The 16,079-nt window shown below is 69.3% G+C and carries 14 protein-coding genes and 2 pseudogenes; 7 read left to right on the top strand and 9 right to left on the bottom strand.

All coding sequences use genetic code 11. The annotated features are described in order from the left end of the window. Nucleotides 1-41: 41 nt before the first annotated feature. Nucleotides 42-2,081: a serine/threonine-protein kinase gene (locus H0264_RS18875; protein ID WP_420831977.1), complete on the bottom strand. Its 2,040-nt coding sequence runs from the start codon at nt 2,079-2,081 to the stop codon at nt 42-44. Here H0264_RS18875 and H0264_RS38655 point away from each other — a divergent pair. Then, entirely contained in the window at nt 2,062-2,430 is a 369-nt protein-coding gene (locus tag H0264_RS38655) for a hypothetical protein (RefSeq protein ID WP_244976321.1), read from the top strand. The two genes, H0264_RS18875 and H0264_RS38655, sit on opposite strands and share 20 nt — an antisense overlap. On the opposite strand, the gene H0264_RS18880 is transcribed toward H0264_RS38655, so the two are convergent. Genes H0264_RS18880 through H0264_RS18890 form a run of 3 tightly spaced genes read right to left on the bottom strand, consistent with a single transcriptional unit; the run spans nt 2,399 to nt 5,847 of the window. Next, nucleotides 2,399-3,580: a hypothetical protein gene (locus H0264_RS18880; protein WP_181578759.1), complete on the bottom strand. Its 1,182-nt coding sequence runs from the start codon at nt 3,578-3,580 to the stop codon at nt 2,399-2,401. The genes H0264_RS38655 and H0264_RS18880 overlap by 32 nt on opposite strands. Nucleotides 3,581-3,586: 6 nt before the next feature. Then, nucleotides 3,587-4,579, bottom strand: coding sequence for a glutamate ABC transporter substrate-binding protein (locus H0264_RS18885; RefSeq protein WP_231086308.1), 993 nt, complete (start codon nt 4,577-4,579; stop codon nt 3,587-3,589). After that, complete coding sequence (locus tag H0264_RS18890) at nt 4,576-5,847, bottom strand: hypothetical protein (RefSeq protein ID WP_231086307.1); 1,272 nt, start codon at nt 5,845-5,847, stop codon at nt 4,576-4,578. Before H0264_RS18890 ends, H0264_RS18885 begins: the two co-directional genes overlap by 4 nt. A gap of 562 nt (nt 5,848-6,409) precedes the next feature. Between H0264_RS18890 and H0264_RS18895 the strand changes: the two genes are divergently transcribed. After that, a complete protein-coding gene (locus H0264_RS18895) occupies nt 6,410-6,877 on the top strand; it encodes a helix-turn-helix domain-containing protein (protein ID WP_181578760.1) in 468 nt (155 codons plus the stop codon). A 60-nt stretch (nt 6,878-6,937) separates the two neighbouring features. On the opposite strand, the gene H0264_RS18900 is transcribed toward H0264_RS18895, so the two are convergent. Next, on the bottom strand, nt 6,938-7,528 hold the full coding sequence (locus tag H0264_RS18900) for a hydrolase (protein ID WP_181578761.1): 591 nt from the start codon (nt 7,526-7,528) through the stop codon (nt 6,938-6,940). Between the two features lie 34 nt (nt 7,529-7,562). Next, complete coding sequence (locus H0264_RS18905) at nt 7,563-8,015, bottom strand: MarR family winged helix-turn-helix transcriptional regulator (RefSeq protein ID WP_181578762.1); 453 nt, start codon at nt 8,013-8,015, stop codon at nt 7,563-7,565. A 65-nt stretch (nt 8,016-8,080) separates the two neighbouring features. Here H0264_RS18905 and H0264_RS38660 point away from each other — a divergent pair. The 5 genes and pseudogenes from H0264_RS38660 to H0264_RS18925 all read left to right on the top strand — a co-directional run. Then, nucleotides 8,081-9,028, top strand: a pseudogene (locus tag H0264_RS38660) (FUSC family protein); the annotation flags it as partial. Nucleotides 9,029-9,063: 35 nt separating this feature from the next. Next, nucleotides 9,064-9,621, top strand: a complete 558-nt coding sequence (locus tag H0264_RS18910) for a sugar O-acetyltransferase (RefSeq protein ID WP_181578763.1) — start codon at nt 9,064-9,066, stop codon at nt 9,619-9,621. Between the two features lie 49 nt (nt 9,622-9,670). Beyond that, a complete protein-coding gene (locus H0264_RS18915) occupies nt 9,671-10,318 on the top strand; it encodes a TetR/AcrR family transcriptional regulator (RefSeq protein ID WP_181578764.1) in 648 nt (215 codons plus the stop codon). A gap of 152 nt (nt 10,319-10,470) precedes the next feature. Next, nucleotides 10,471-11,613, top strand: coding sequence for an esterase/lipase family protein (locus H0264_RS18920; RefSeq protein ID WP_181578765.1), 1,143 nt, complete (start codon nt 10,471-10,473; stop codon nt 11,611-11,613). A gap of 25 nt (nt 11,614-11,638) precedes the next feature. Then, the gene (locus tag H0264_RS18925; RefSeq protein ID WP_244975872.1) at nt 11,639-12,961 is read left to right on the top strand and encodes a lipase family protein; all 1,323 of its coding nucleotides are present in this window, start codon (nt 11,639-11,641) and stop codon (nt 12,959-12,961) included. Nucleotides 12,962-12,981: 20 nt separating this feature from the next. Here the strand turns inward: H0264_RS18925 and H0264_RS18930 are convergent. From H0264_RS18930 to H0264_RS18940, 3 genes and pseudogenes are all read right to left on the bottom strand, one after another. After that, a pseudogene (locus H0264_RS18930) lies at nt 12,982-14,172 on the bottom strand (PucR family transcriptional regulator); the annotation flags it as partial. 166 nt (nt 14,173-14,338) lie between these two features. Then, a complete protein-coding gene (locus H0264_RS18935) occupies nt 14,339-14,788 on the bottom strand; it encodes a (4Fe-4S)-binding protein (RefSeq protein ID WP_181578766.1) in 450 nt (149 codons plus the stop codon). Nucleotides 14,789-14,895: 107 nt separating this feature from the next. Next, nucleotides 14,896-16,056: an epoxide hydrolase family protein gene (locus H0264_RS18940; RefSeq protein WP_181578767.1), complete on the bottom strand. Its 1,161-nt coding sequence runs from the start codon at nt 16,054-16,056 to the stop codon at nt 14,896-14,898. Nucleotides 16,057-16,079: the final 23 nt, after the last annotated feature.

Raw genomic sequence — 16,079 nt, forward strand, 5'->3', positions numbered from 1 at the left:
GGTCGGGGCGGCGGCGGTTCCGCAGCCCACGCAGCGGGCGGTCACAGGGTCGTCCTCGGGCGCACGGCATTGGCCTGTTCGACGAGTGCGATGCGCTCCCAGATGTCGTCGGTCTCGCGGGCCAGGTCGCGATAGCAGCGCTCCAGCCCGGTGCGCACGCCGTCCTGGTCGAGGGGGACGTCCAGCAGGGGTGCGTGCTCCACGGGTACCCGCCCCAGGCGCAGCCATTGCAGGGCGGCGTCGAGTACCCGCAGGCGCGCCTGCGCGGCCCGGCGTTTGGAGTCGATGGTGAGGGCGGCGATGCGGGTGCCCGCGTCGCGCAGCAGCGGTTCGGTGAGTTCGCCCTGGCGTTCCACGGCCAGCAGGGTGTCCACGGCCGCGACTCCGGCCTCGGTGTAGACCGCCGACGCCGGATCGACCTGATCGAGGATCGCCACCGCGCCCTTGCGGTCGGCGGCCGCGCGCCGCAGCCGGGCGGCGCCGAAGGCCGCGCTGGTGAAGGAACGGTCTGTGCGCCAGACCATTTCGTAGTAGCGGGCGGCCTCCTGGCGCGCGGGTTCCGGGTCGGTGCCGTCCGCGTGGCAGGCCATGAGTTCGGCGGTGACGGCCAGGGCGAGCTTCGGCGCGGGTTCGCCGGGCAGCGCCGTGTACAGCGTGTCGAACTCCGCTGCCGCTGCGGGCCAATCCCTTTCGAGCAGCCGGGCCTGTCCGCGATACCAGGTGAGCCGCCAGTCGCCGGCCAGCAGCTCGTCGGCGTCGGCGGCGTCGAGCCGCCGCAGCACCTCGGCGGCATCACCGAATTCCAGTGCGGCGCGGATCAATCGGAGCGGAATCTCCATGGACTCGGCCCGTCCGGTGACCACCGACTGCATGCCCGCCGACAGCTCGCGCTCGAGATCGGCGAGGGTGACCGCGCTGGTGCTGGCCAGCAGGGTGGCGCCGGTGTCGTACGGGTCCACCAGCGGCACCGGCAGCGCCGTGATGAGCGCGGCCGGATCGTCCGGCACCGCGTCGCCGACGCCGAAGGTCCTGCGCGGCGGGCCGAATCGCGTGGACTGTCCCGGATGCGGCCGTGACTCCTGCACCGACAGCACCTCGCGCAGCACCCCGGTCAGCTGATCGGCCAGCTCCGCCATGGAGGAGAATCGGGCCTCCGGGTCGGGATGGGTGGCGCGCACCAGCAGCCGGTGCAGCGAATCGTGCCGGGCCAGCAGCGGTTCGGTGTCCGGGCCGGGCAGCTTGCCGAGCCGGCCGTCTTCGGCGGGCACCCGCATCATGAGCACGGCCAGGGTGCGGCCGACGGTGTACACCTCCGAGGCGACGGTCGGCCCGGTCTCGGCGATCTCGGGCGCCTGATAGCCGGGCGTGCCGAACACATCGCTCTTCTGATCGGCCATGGAGATGACCGCGCCCAGGTCGATGAGCTTGAGCTGCTCCTCGGTCTGCATCACGTTGTCGGGCTTGAAATCACAGAACGCGAGCCCGCGGGAGTGCAGATAGCCCAGGGCCGGAAGCATTTCCAGGATGTAGGCGATGGCCTGCTCCGGTGGCAGGTACGTGCCCTCCGCGTCCCGGTGCCGGCGCAGCAGCTGTTTGAGCGAGGTGCCGCCGACGTACTCCATGACGATGTAGCCGACCGGAACGCCGTCCGCCCCAGGGTGTTCGGTGAAATTGTGGATGCGGACGATATTCGGGTGATCGACCAGCGACAGGAAGCGGCGCTCGGCCACCGCCGCCTGGATGGCGCTGGTGTCGCCCTCGTTCAGCAGGCCCTTGAGCACCACCGGCTTGTCTTCCAGTTTGTGGTCGACGGCCAGGTACAGCCAGCCCAGCCCGCCGTGCGCCAGCGGCCCGAGCACCTCGTACTGCCCGCCCAGCAGATCGCCCGCCCGCAGTTTGGGGGTGAAGGAATAGCGCGTCCCGCAATGCACGCAGTAGCCCTCGGGGCGGCCGGGCTGCCCGTCGCGCCCGCGCCCGACCGGCCGGCCGCACTTGCTGTTGCCGCAGTACCGTTGGTGTTCAGGAACTTTCGGATCCTTCAGCACCGCTTCGGAGGGATCGATGCGGGGGATGCGCGGCATGTTCACCATGCCCGCGCCCAGCCGCCCGCGGGTGGAACCCGACGGCGTGGAACTGCCGGTGCGCACCGACCGCGACGACGAGCGCGCCGAGGCGCTGCCGTGCGACACCGCCGACACCTTCGACGGCGCCTGCGTCACCGGCTGCGGCCCGGCGGGGGTTCCGCACAGCGTGCACCGCCCGTCGATGATGGCCCCGGTGCAGCCGGGCTGCGGGCACACGATCGGCGTCGCCACGGTCGGTCCGGGCGGGAAGCCGCAGATATCGCAGTACCCGTCCTCGGCGATGGTCCCCGGGCAGCCCGGGGTCGCGGTGCACTTCATGGTCGCCTTCCCGACTTCTGCGCGATGAGCTGCCGATAATCTGTGATGGCCCGGGTGACGGCCGCGAGATCGCAGGGCGTGCGCGACAGCAGCCCGGCGGCGATTCGCCAGGCGGCCAGCACATCCCGGTCCTCGGCGACCCCGAGCCGCGCGGCCTTGGCGCGGTAGGCCGACAGCCGGCCGCGCAGCTCACCGCGCCGGTCGAGCAGCCCCTGGGCGAGTTCTTCGGAGTGCGCGGCGGCGGTCTGGGCGGCATCGAGGCGGCGGCGCAGATCCCACAGCGCGGCCGGAGCGGGCGGATTCGCTTCCAGCGCGGTCAGTTCGGCGCTGAAGGCGGTGCTGTCGTCGAGCCGCTGCGGCAGCGCGCCCGCCAGGATGGTGCGTTCCACCTCGATTCGCGCGCGGTGCGCCCGCTCATGGGTTTTGCGCAGGTTGTCCACCCGGTGCCGCAGCCCGGAGGTGGCCCGGTCCCAATCCGCTGCCATGGCGGCCAATTCCGCGAGCAGGGTCGCGGCCGATCGCATGCGCGTGGCCAGTTCACCGGCCCGCAGGTCGATCTCGGCCGGGGTCAGCGACAGCGGATCCACGGCCGCATGGGTCGTGAGCGCGGCGATGTCCTCGGCGAGCGAACGCAATTCGGGATGCGTCGGCCCCGCGCGCTCGATCTCGGTTTGCAGCGGCGACAGCGCCGACATGACCCGGCTGTTCACCGCCTCCACCGCGTCGAGCAGTTCGGTGATGGTCGGGAAGACCGCCTGCATGCGCGCCACCGTGTCGGCCAGCCCCACCCGCACCACCTGTTCCCGCGGCCCGGTGAGGCTGCGCTGCGCGAGCGGAATCGTAGTGCGCGCCACCTCGAGTGGCTGTCCGCGCAGCAGCCGGGTGAGCTCCTCGCGGTCGAGGGCGTCCAGCCGCCAGCGGGTGCGGGCCGCGCGCGCCTGCTCCAGGATGGTGCGCAGCCGGCCGAGGTCCTCCCACATCAGATCGAGTGACTCCTGCACCGGCGCCCAGCGTTGCGCGGTCACCCCGGTGGGCTGGTAGCGGCGCAGCAGCAGAAGCCCCGGATGCTTGTCCAGCTCGACCAGGGTCGAACCGATCGCGTCGATTTCGTGCTGCCGCGCGCCGAGTTCGCGATCGATCTCGGCGACGGTGAGAACAGGCCCCGAATTCCCGTGCACGGCGGCTCAATCCGAATACTTCGGGGTGGGGGGACCGGCGGGGCCGAGAATGCTCAGCCGGGCGTTGTAGAGCCGCTGCCAGGTGCCGTCGGTGCGAATGCGCTCCAGCACGCCGTTGACGAAGCGCACCAGATCGGTGTGCTGTTTGGGCACGCCGACCGAGTAGTCGTCCGGGGCCATATCGCCGCCGACGATCTCGAGATTCGGGTCCTGGGCGATGAGCCCGGCCAGGATCGGAGTGTCGGTGCTGACCGCGTCCACCTCGCCCTGCTGGAGCAGGGTGAGGCAGTCCAGCCAGTTGGGCATTGCGATGATGGTGGGCGGGTTCGGCAGGGCCAGCAGCGTGTCCAGGGTGGTGGTGCGCGGCAGTTCGCACACCGTCCGGCCGCCCAGGTCGTCCGCGGACCGGATGCCGGAACCCTTCACCGCCAGAATGCGCTGTGTCGCAGCGAAATAGGTGGTGGAGAAGGCGATCTGGGTGGCGCGCTCGCAGGTGGCCGACAGCGTCTGCACCACCAGATCGACCTCACCGTTCGTCAGCGCCGGAATGCGTTGCGCGGATTCGATGGGATGCAGTTCCACCTTGGTCGGATCACCGAACAGGTCGCGGGCGATCTCGTAGGCGATATCGATGTCGAAGCCCTCGATCTGGCCCGTCGCCGGATTGCGATAGCCCATCGGATACAGGTTCTGGTCCACGCCGATGCGGACCTTGCCATTGGCCACGATGCGCGCCATGGTCGATCCGGCCGGCATATTGCCCGGCGCGGGCTGCGCACCCGGCCGCAGACTGGCCGTCGCATTGCAGGTGTCGGGGCCGCGCTGCGGCGGATTGGTGGTGATGAGCGTGGCGCCCGGCGGCAATCCGTCGCCGGGCGGCAGGGTCAGTGGCGGATCGGGGTCGGGGGCCGAACCGCAGGCCACGAGGACGGTCGCCGCCAGCACGGTGGCCAGCAGCGCGGCGGTCGCGCTGAGCAGCAGCCGGATTCGCGTGTTCACAGGAACTCCTTGAGCCGCGGCCACAATCCGGCGCCGACCGCGCCCGCGGCGGCGAACAGCAGGACCAGCGTGCCGAAGGGGCTGAGGATGAGGGCGTCGCCGCCGGCGTCCACGCCGTCGCGCAGCAGGGTGCGCTCGTCCTCGAATTCGGCGGCCAGCGCGTCGTCGAGGCCGGCGAAGGCGGTGGCGGAGGTGCCCGCGCCGGTGCCGATCGACTGCGCCACCGCGGCGCGATAGTCGTTGCCGCGGTAGGCGGTCACCTGGGTCCGGTGGCCATCGGTCCAGTTCGTGATGGCCTGCGCCGCCGGTGAATCCGATCCGATCACGCTCTTCAGTGTGTCGCGTAGCTCGGTCGTGCGGTCGCCGAACCGGGTATCGCTTTCGTCGATATTGCTGCGGGTGATGAGTTGCAGCGTCTCCTCGGTGCGGGCCTGCTGGGCCAGAATGCGGGACTGGGCCAGCGCTTCGAAGCGCGCGGTGGCCCCGTCGCGGCCGGTGTCGATGGCGGTGGTGGCGGCGAGGGTGGCGCCCGCGATCCACAGCAGGGCCAGCAGGCTCGCACCGGCCGCGAAGCCGACACCCAGATTGAACCGGCGATTGGTGCGCCGCAGCAGCACCAGCGACGCGTACCCGCAGCCGGCCAGGGTGAGCAGCAGCAGCGTCACGCTCAGCAGCGGCGTCGATTCGATGGCGCGTTGCTCGTCGCGCAGCTGGTCGATGCGAATGGTCTGCAGCTCACCGGCATTGGGCAGCACCGTGTTCTGCATGAGCGCCGAGGCCTGCCGCAGATAGGCGGCGCCGACCGGCAGGTTCTGCCGGTTGTTGGCGCGGGCGGCCTCCACCAGGCCCGCATAGGTGGGCAGCTCGGCGGAGATCGTGGCCAGGATTTCGCGGGTTCTGCTGTCGGTGGCTCCCGTGGTGGCCTCGGCTAGTGCGGCCGCGGCCGCGGTCAGCGACTCCTCGTAGCGGGTGCGGACATCCTTGGATTCGATTCCGCCGGAAAGGAATGCGGTGGTCGCCGCGGCGTCGGCCGTCGACAGGGCGACGTAGAGTCGTTGCGCCGCATAGGCGAGCGGTTCGGTGTGCTCGAGGACGGTATCGCGCCGCGTCTGCTTGGTACTGAGCTGATTGGCGCATATGAGGCCGGAAAGAATGCATAAAGCCATGAGTGCGACGCCCACCGCGCCGATCGCTCCGGGCGCTGTGCGCGCGAATCGCCGCACCCACTCCGTCGCGTCGTGGATGGCCGCCGGTAGCCGACTCCTCACGCCTTTCCCCCGTTCCACCGGCCCTACTCCCCGTAGGGCGATCGTACGGGAGACCTCTCCCTGTGTCGACGTCATTCCAACCGGTTGGAATTGATTGGTAGACCTCATAATTCGAGCACCCGTTCCCCAAATTCTTTGGGTCACCCTACGTCAGCAAGACCGAACGGTAGAGAAATTCGGTCTCAGCAGAAATTGCGTGCGGAGTTCGAATTCGGCGGCCGTGCGGCACATGGTCCATGGATCCGGTTGCCCCGCGATTGCGTGCTGCGCCTGCGTGATCCCCGCCGTCACCGCCGCCGCCGGCCGCCCGCTGCCCACCCCGCGCCGGGCCGGATGCGCGCCGACTACTACGGGTCGACGGGGCGACAGTGAGTGCCACGGTGTGACTCCGAGTGCCTATCTTGGCCCGGAAGGGCGTTTGCGCGAATGTCGCTGTTCCCTCGGCGCGGCGCGCGTCGCTACCGTGCCCGTAGCTCCATAGCACTTCTCGTCACCGCTGCTCCGGATATGTGTCCGTTTCCGCATACCCCCGAAAGGCTCGGAGAACAACGAGATGACCTGTGTGAACACTGCCTCCGACGACATCGACCTGCTGCCCGTCCAGCGTCAGCGCAGAACCCGGTTCGCGGCGCGCCTGGACTGGCTGCTGCTGCATACCAAGCCGTCGAGACCGCTCAGCCATCTGCAGGTGGTGAGAGGTCTTGCGGCTCACGGCTACACCGTTTCCCCGGCGTACCTGTCGCAGCTGCGCACAGGCGTCCGCTCGACCCCGTCCAATGCGCTGGTCACCGTGCTGGCCCGCTATTTCGGGGTCGACGTCGAATACTTCTATGCCCCGCCACGAACCCCGGGAACGACTGCCATGCAACATGATTCACGAGTCATCGACCGTCTCGGCAACCCGCACCTGCGCCGGCTGCTGCTGACCGCGCACGAACTGCCCGCCGAATCGCAGGAGCTGCTCGCCGATGTGGCGGCCCGGCTCTACGCCGGGGAACACGACAGCGACACCACCGCCGCCACCGCGTGAGAATCCTCCTCGGCTCGCCGGAATCGGTTCGCCGCCACACAAAGTGGTGCGCGAGCCGATTCAGGCGGGTGTCGCCGCCCGCCGGGTGAGCTCACCGAGGAGCTCATCGGTGGTGGCGGTGACGCCGAGGCGGGGGAAGATCCGCTCGACGGAATGCCGGTGTGACGCCGGGTCGCGGTCGCCCATGGCATCGGTGGCCAGGACCACGTGATAGCCGTGCTCGTGCGCGGCGCGGGCGGTGGACTCGACGCCGATGCTGGTGGCGATACCGGCCAGCACGATGCCGGTGATGCCGCGGCGGCGCAGTTGCAGATCCAGTTCCGTGCCGTGGAACGCGCCCCACTGGCGTTTGGTGATGCGAATGTCGCCGGGCTGGGCATCGAGTGCGGGGACCAGTTCGTCCCAGCCCTCGGGGAATGCGCCGGGCACGGGCTGCATGGTGCGGCCGGGAGGGGCATCGGCGCCGCTGTCGGAGAACGAAACACGCACCAGCACAACGGGAAGACCGTGGGCGCGGAAGGCGCGGGCCAGCTCCGCGCCGCGCCGGACGATCTCGTCCGCGCTGTGCGGGACGGTGGGAACGCCGACTATGCCGCGCTGGAGATCGATGAGGACCAGGGCGGTGCGGTCTTCCAGGAGGGGGTGTGTCACGGCGCGAATTCCTTTCTGCCGGAGGGGGAGTGGATCAGGACTCGGCGAGGCGGCCGAGCAGGGGGAGGGCGGCGAGCAGGGAATCCTGCTCGGCGGGGGTGAGCCGGGTGGCCATGGCGGCGGCGAGCCAATCCTCCTTGGCGTCGTGGGCGAGCCGGAGCACCTGCTCGCCCGCTGCGCTGAGGGACATGAGGACCTGCCGCTGATCGGTCGGATGCGGAGAGCGCTCGACCAGTCCGCGTTCCTCGAGCGCGGCGATGGTGGTGCGCATGGACTGCGGGCGCACCTTCTCGGCGCGGGCGAGTTCCGCGATGGTGCACGGGCTGTCCGAGCCGATGCGGCTCAGGGCGACGGCCTGCGACGGGGTCAGATCCATCTTCGCTCGGGCGGTGCGCAGGTGCCGCAGCAGTCTGCTGGTGACCACCCGCAATTCGGTCGCGGCGGTCGCGAGATCCTCGGCTGACCTGCCCTTGCTCTGCGCGCTCATGTCTCCAGTGTGAATCAAGACAGGAAAACTTGCAAGTTTGCCTGTCGAAAATCTAGCGTGGAGGCATGACCACCGCACTCGGGACGCACAGCCGCCGGGCGGTCGCCCTCTACCTGTCCAGGCCGTCGGGTGGCCGCTTCGACTGGCGGCTCGGACTCGGTGGTGGGCTCGCCGTCGGCCTGCCGCTGCTCGTGGGGGTGCTGATCGGGCGGGCGGACTGGGGAGTGCTCGCGGGGATCGGGGGATGGCTGGTGTATCTCGCGGAACCGGTGGGCGACACCAGAACCCGGGTGATCGCGTCGGTGCGGCGGATCGCGCTCACTGCCACCGCAACGGGGCTCGGCGCCGTGAGTGCCGGAAACCTGTGGGCGGGTATCGCTTTGGTGGTCCTGTTCGCGCTGCTCGCCGTGCGCCCGGCGGTGGGGGTCACGCCGCTGCTGTGTGTGGCCATTGCGGCGACCGCCGGGGCGGCGGCCTCGCCTGCCGCGCACACGCTGCTCTTTCTCGCGGGAGCGGGGTGGTCCGCAGGGCTGCTCCTGATCCCGTTCTTCGGTGGCAGACACACACGACCCGACGAAACCGCCACGCCCGCAGGAGAAACCGCGTCGGCCCTGCCACATGCGACTCGCCTCGCGGTCTGCTGTGCCCTGCTGTTCGCCGTCGTCGATGTCACGGCCCTGCCGCACGGGGCGTGGGCGCTGACCGGCGTCGTCACCACCTTGCGGCCCAGCCGGGCGGCCACCGCCGAACGCATTGTCAAACGGCTGGGCGGGCACCTCGCCGGTGTGCTGCTCGCGGCACTGGCCCTCAGCGTCCTGGGCCTGCTCGCACCCGTGTATTCCGTTGTCGCCGTGGCGTTCTTCGGTGCGCTCGCCCGCCCGCTGCGCCGGGTGAACTACGGTTTCTGGCCGATCTTCGCGGTTCCCACCATGCTGCTGCTGGCCGGGACCGGCACCCAGCTCGGCTGGATCGACGCCGTCGAACGCCTGGGCGACAATGCCCTCGGCGCGGCCCTGGCCGCCCTCGCGATTCAGGCAAGATCGATTTCATGGAATCGCAGAAGGAACGCATGCTCACCGGACAGCTCTACCGCGACAACGATCCCGAACTCGTCGCCGAACGTCGGCACTGCCAGCACCTGCTCGACCGTTTCAATGCCACCCGCTCCGGCGACGACGCCGAACGCCGCGAAATCCTGGAGAAGCTGCTCGGCGCCCTCGGTGCCGGCTCCTGGATCATGCCCCGCTTCCAATGCGACTACGGGCATCTGATTCGCCTGGGCCGCAACAGCTTTCTCAACTACGACGCCATCCTCATGGACTGTGCCCCCATCACCATCGGCGACGACGTCTCCATCGGCCCGCGCGCCCAGCTGCTCACCGCCCTGCACCCCATGGAGGATCACGAACTGCGGCGGCAGCGCTGGGAAACCGCCGCCCCCATCACCATTGGCGACAATGTCTGGCTCGGCGCCGGTGTCATCGTCTGCCCCGGCGTGACGATCGGCTCCGACACCGTCGTGGGCGCGGGCAGCGTGGTCACCCGTGATCTGCCCGAGCGGGTCTTCGCCGCCGGCAACCCGTGCCGGGTGATCCGCTCACTGTGACGCCGGTGGCGGAGTGAGTGGCTCAGACACGGGGCCATATTCTGGGGGTGTGAGTGTTGAAGAAGCCGGGCCACTGCCGCGGGGGCGGCATGGGTTGAGCCGGGAGCAGGTGGTGACGTCGCAGTATCGGCGACTGTGCGCCGCCGTGCTCGAGGCGGTGGGGGAGCTGGGGTACGCGGGGACGACCGTGGCCGATATCGTCACCCGGGCGCAGGTGGCCCGGCGCACCTTCTACGCGGTGTTCGGGAGCAAGGACGAATGCTTCGCCGCCGCCTACGACCTGGCGGTGGGGAACGCACTCGATCAACTACAGGACACCGTCACCGGCATGCAGGGGGTGAATTTCCAGGACCGCGTGCGGATTTCGTTCGAGATCTATCTCGCGTTCCTGGCCATGCAGCCGGGAGCGGCGCGGGCGCTGTACGTCGAGACCATGGCGGCCGGTCCGGCCCTGGTGGCGCACCGGGCGCGGGTGCACGAGCGCTTCGCCGACTACATCATGGCGGTGGCGGCCATCGGAGTGCGGGAGGGCGATCTGGCGGCGCATCCGGATCGCCGGTTCATCGACATGCTGCTCGGCGGCATCGACGATCGGGTGCGCGCCTGCCTGCATCAGCAGGGCGCGCAGGCGCTGCCGGAATTGGCGCCGCTGTTCACGCGCACGGCCATCGCACTCGCCGGGCTGCCCGGCGAATAGGGTGCTGTCTGCCACCACAACTCGCGATATCCCCAGGGTAGGGGTGTTTGTCATCTGACACAGAGGCGGTGACAGCGCGGCGGCCGCAGACCTACGGTCACTAGGGAATTCGACACAGAGGTCGGATTCGGGTGGGCGGTAGGAGAGATTTCATGAGGCCGAAGATTCGAGCGCTCGGTGGTGCCGCATGCGCGGGCGCGACGGCCCTGGCATTGGTTTTCTCCGGTGGGGTGGCCGGCGCCGAACCGGAGAATCCGGCGACCGCCGACACCTTGGCGAGCCTCATCGACGCGGGATTGCTGCCGGCCGCCGACGGGCGCACCCCGAAATCGATCGTGGACACCGGCAGTGGTTCCGGGTCGGCGGGAATTTCCAGTACCGCCTCGGATGCCGTGGGGGAGGGCCCGGAAATGTCGGCCTATCTGGCCGCATTCGCCTACGGCCTGGTCAATCCGGATGCCGCGCCGCCCGGTTCGAACGATTGGAATTGCAGACCGTCCGCGGAGCACCCGCATCCGGTGGTGCTGGTGCACGGCACCTGGCTCAATGCCTATGACACCTACTCCTATATGTCCCCGCGCATCGCGCGCGCCGGATTCTGCGTATTCTCCTTCAATTTCGGCAAACTCGGCGTCTTGCAGGGTGGCGGTCTGGGACCGATCCTGCCCGGCCGCAATGGCGTCGGGCCCATGGAGGAATCGGCGAGACAATTGGGCGCCTTCGTGGATCGGGTCCTCGCGGCCACCGGCGCGCCCGCCGTCGATGTGGTCGGGCATTCCCAGGGCGGGCCGGTGACCAGCTACTTCATGAAATTCGAAGGTGGCGCGGGGAAAGTCGGCAAGCTCATCACCTTCGGGGCCACCAATCACGGCACCTCGCTCATGGGCATCGCGACCCTGGGCCGGATCATCAACAATCTCGGCGTCAATATTCTCGGCTTCTACGAACCGCTCATCGGCACGGCCAATATTCAGCAGGCCGTGGGATCGTCCTTCTACGCCGAGCTGAATGCCGACGGCGACACCGTTCCGGGCGTCGACTACACCCTGGTCGGCTCCCGGCACGACGAAATCTCGAATCCCTACGAGTGGACGTTCATGACCGCTGGACCCGGCGCGACAGTGAACAATATTGCCCTGCAACAGGACTGCGAACAGGATCTGTCCGATCACCTCACCGTCATGTACTCGCCGCGCGCGGTCTCCATTGTCCTGCGCGCTCTGGATCCGGTAGCGAATCCCACGCTGGAATGCACGTTCAATCCCTGGATGATCGGTGGCGGCGGCAAACTCTAGCCGGCCGCCCGGAGAAAGGATCGCGATGACCGTCGGCGACGCATTCGAGATTGTCAGTCCCAGAGCTGATTTCGGATCGCCCGGCCGTCCGTTACTGCCGGACGAGGACCCCTTCTATCAGACCGCGACCGATCTCACCGGCGTCGCCCCGGGCACCGTGCTGCGCACCCGACGGGTGCGCACCGCGCTGTTCGGGCGCATTCCGCAGAAGGTGCGCGCCTGGCAGCTGCTGTATCGCAGCAGCGACAGGCACGGTGCGCCCGAGGCGGCGGTCACCACCGTGCTGCTGCCCTGGGGCGCGGATCCGGCCCAGTCGCGGCCGCTGGTGTCGTTCCAGTGCGCCATCGACGCCGTGGCCCCGAAATGCTTCCCCTCCTACGCTTTACAGCATCGCGCCCGGGCGCTCGGCTCCATTCCGCAGCTGGAGCTGCCGCTCATCGCCGCCGCGCTGGAACGCGGATGGGCGGTCTCGGTGCCGGATCACGAAGGGCTGGGCGGGCATTTCGGGGCCGCCCGCGAACCCGGGTTCCGGGCGCTGGACGGAATCCGTGCGGCACTGAGCTTTTCGCCGCTCGGATTGGACAGCTCGACGCGCATCGGATTGTGGGGTTACTCCGGTGGCGGCCTGGCCACCGCCTGGGCGGCCGAAGAAGCCGCCGACTACGCCCCGGAACTGAATATCGTCGGCGCGGTCGCCGGTTCGCCCGTGGGTGATCCCGCCATGGCCTTCGTGCGCCTGAACGGTTCGCCCTTCGCGGGCTTCGCCATGGTCTTCACCGCGGGCCTGCGCCGTGCCTACCCGGGCGTGGAGAAGGTGTTGCGCACCAAGGTATCCGCCGACTATCTGGCCCTGCTGGCGCGCGCGGAGTACACCGCGACCCTGCCGTTGCTGGCCCGCTTCGCCGGGCGCAATGCGCAGCGGCACATCACCGGCGGGGTGGGGGCGCTGCTCACGCATCCCGACATGCGCGCGGTGCTCGACGAGATCCGGCCCGGCGCAAAGGCTCCCGCCATGCCGATGTTCGTGCTACAGGGGGTGAACGACGAGGTGATCGCCGTCGCGGACGTGGACGCGCACGTGCAGCGCTACCGGGACCGCGACGTTCACATCCGGTACGTCCGTGACCGTCTCAGCGCTCATCTGCCCTTGCAGTTCATCGGCGTCCCCGCCATGGTCGACTGGCTCGACGATCGCTTCGCCGTGCGCCCGCTCGGCGCGGCCGGGGTCGAGACGGTGTGGTCGGTGGCCCTGTCCGGCAAGGCGCTGTCGGAGTATCGGGCATTCGCGGCCCTCTTCGCGAAAATGGTGTCCGGACGGCCGATCCGGGCCCGCTCGGCGCCGCGGTAGCTGCGGGCCACCAGCGCCGAACGCAGGTACCAGAGTCCGGAGGATTGCGAGGGATCGAAGCCGGTGAGCTGGCCGATCCGCTTGAGCCGGTAGTCGACGGTATTGGTGTGCACACCCAGCAGCCGTGCCGTCCGCTGCCGGCTCAGATCGTTGCCGATATGGCGGCGCAGGGTTTCCAGCAGCTCCGGGTACTCGTCCAGCGGGTCCAGCAGCGCGCCGAGGTATTCGCGTCCCGGGCCGGGGCGGGTGAGCTGGTATTCCATTGCCAGATCATCGAATCGATAGAGCCCGGGCGCGCACTGTAGTCGGTGCACCATGTCCAGCAGCTCGTGGGCGCGGTCGGCGGCCTCCGGAATCCGTTCCGTCTCCGCGTGAATGACGGTGGCGGTGATGGAAACCTGTGCGGCGGAGGAGAGTGTGGTGATGAGGCCGTCCAGCGCCTCGGCGGTCATCGCGCCCGCGGGCAGCAGAATGGTGCCGCCGTTCGCGCCGAGCAGCGAAAGCGCGTGGCCGCCACAGTAATCCGCGAGAGCGGACTGCACGCGGCGCAGTTTGCGCCGGGCCACCACCTCGGTGTCGGTGCTGGCATCGGATTCCCCCGGATGCGGCGGAATGCTCACCGGCAGCACGTAATACGACTCGTCGATCTCGACGCCGCCCGCGCGCGCCATGGTGGAGGCGGGATGTCCGGCCAGCAGCGCCGAGACCACGGTGTGCACCGCCGTATGGTGCTCGGCCACCACCGCGCGGTGCTCGCGCACATAGGCGACGGCGAAGGCCGAGTTCACCACGGCCTGCACCTCGAGCAGACGCCGCGCGGTGACGGCCAGGCGCTCGTAATCCTCGGGCGTCGCCACATCCAGGATGAGCTCGAGGCCGAGCGCGAAGCCGTCGTGCACCGCGCGGTGAATGGTGCCGATCGGAATGCCCTCGCGTGCCCAGTCCTCGCCGGCGCGCTGTAGCCGCTCGATCTTGCCGCTCACATCGCGCTCCTCCAGCACCGCGGCGGTGAGTTCGAGACAGGTGCGGGTGACGGTGGTGACATCGCCGCGCAGCGCGTCCCCGGGCAGGGTGCCGCACGGGGCCACATTGTCGGCGAAGTGCGTGACCAGTCGCTGCGAGAGCGCCCGGATATCCTGCAGGGGAGTGGAAATGGCCGCTACCGCACCCGTGGTGTCGCTGGTTGCCGATTCCGGATCAGGTCTCATCATCTGCGACTCCACACAGTAGGGCTATATGGGAACTCTAGCGTTCCTATTGATTGGCCACTGTAGTGGCGGTCACGCCGCAGAGCAACCAGACATCACCGCAGCGCAATCGCAGGTCCCGGTGATCGGGATGAAAACCCCTGATTACCAAGGGATTACGACAGGTGACTCACTTGTGCAGATCGCAACTGCCGTCGCAGAAGGGAACATTGGCGGTGCGCCCGCAGCGGCAGGCCGCCATGCGGGTCTCGGCGACCACGGCCGGGCCGTCGGTCTCGCCGGGCCTCGGGACGGTGATGCTCAGCGGCCCACGCAGCAGCAGCGGGCCGCCGGGGAGCGGCACCACGGAGGTGATCGGCTCGGCGGTTTCGGCCGGGCCGTCGGGGAGCAGGTAGTGCAGGGCGCCGCTCGGGCAGCGGCGGATCACCTCGGCGACTTCCTCGGCGGTGGCCCGGCCGGGCTGGATCCAGGGGCGGGCGGCGGTGTCGAAGACCTGCGGCAGGCCGCGCACGCACTCGGCGAAGTGCACGCAGCGGGCGGCCTCGTAGTAGACGGTGACATCGGGGGCGGTGTAAGCGCGGCCCGGGGGCACCTCGGATACAGACTGGTCAGCATCCATGCGATTCACCGTACGCCGCGGGTTCGCCGAACCTCGGCAGGGTTGCGCGCCGGAAGCCCGGCGCCGTTCGGGCGCCGGGCTTCGCGGTCTCCGCGTTCGGGTCGAAATCAGCTGGTCAGGCCACCGAAGAAGGCGCGGATATCGCCGGTGAGCAGCTCGGGAACCTCCAGCGCCGGGAAGTGCCCGCCCGCATAGAACTCCGACCAGTGCACGATATTGTGCGCTTTCTCGGCGAACCGCCGGATGGCGAAATCGGCGGTGGTGAACACCGCGACCCCGGTGGGCACGGTGCCCTTCGGTTTGGGCGCGAACATGCTCGGATCGGTGAACCGCTCGTAGTAGTAATTGGCCACGCTGCGGGCGGTATCGGTGAGCCAGTAGATGCTCACCGTGGTCAGGATCCGGTCCCGGTCGATGGCCTGCTCGGGCAATTCGTGCGCCTGATCGGTCCACTCCTTGTACTTCTCCACGATCCAACCCAACTGTCCCGCAGGGGAATCCGCGAGCAGCTGGGCCAGCGTGTGCGGGCGCGAACCGGCCAGGCTCATATAGGCCGAGCCATTGTCCTGGAACTTCTTCATGGCGCCCAGGCGCTGCTTCTCGGCGTCGGTGAGGGCCGCCATATCGGCCGGATCCCCGGTCGGGAAGGTGACCAGCGCATTGGCGTGCACACCCAGCACGTGCTCGGCGTGCTCACGGCCCAGGCGCGGCGCGATGAACGCCCCGTGATCGCCGCCGTGCACGCCGTAGCGCCGGTAGCCCAGCCGGGCCATGAGCTCGGCCAACGCCGCCGCGACTCGCCCGTCGTGCCAACCGGATTCGGTGAGCGGACCGGAGAAGCCGTGGCCGGGCAGGGTCGGGATCACCAGGTGGAAGGCCGGGGCCTCGGGGTCGCCGTGCGCGGCCGGATCGGTCAGCGGGCCGATCAGGTCCAGGAAATCGGCGGGGGTGCCGGGCCAGCCGTGCACCAGCAGCAGCGGGGTGGCGTCCTCGCGTTCGGACCGCACGTGCACGAAGTGCAGGTTCTGCCCGTCGACGGTGGTGGTGAACTGCGGGAAGGCATTGAGGCGGGCCTCGATCGCCCGCCAGTCGAACTTCTCCGCCCAGTACGCGGCCAGATCGCGCAGGTAGGAGGTCGGCACACCGCGCTCCCAGCCGGTGCCGGGGGCCTCGTCGATCCAGCGGGTGCGGAGGAGGCGGTCGCGCAGATCGTCGAGGTCGGCCTGCGGGATGTCGATGCGGAAGGGGCGGATGTCCGTGCTGCTCATGAGATAAATACTTCCGGTAAAGA

The organism is Nocardia huaxiensis, assembly GCF_013744875.1.
In the GTDB taxonomy this organism is placed as follows: Bacteria; Actinomycetota; Actinomycetes; order Mycobacteriales; family Mycobacteriaceae; genus Nocardia; species Nocardia huaxiensis.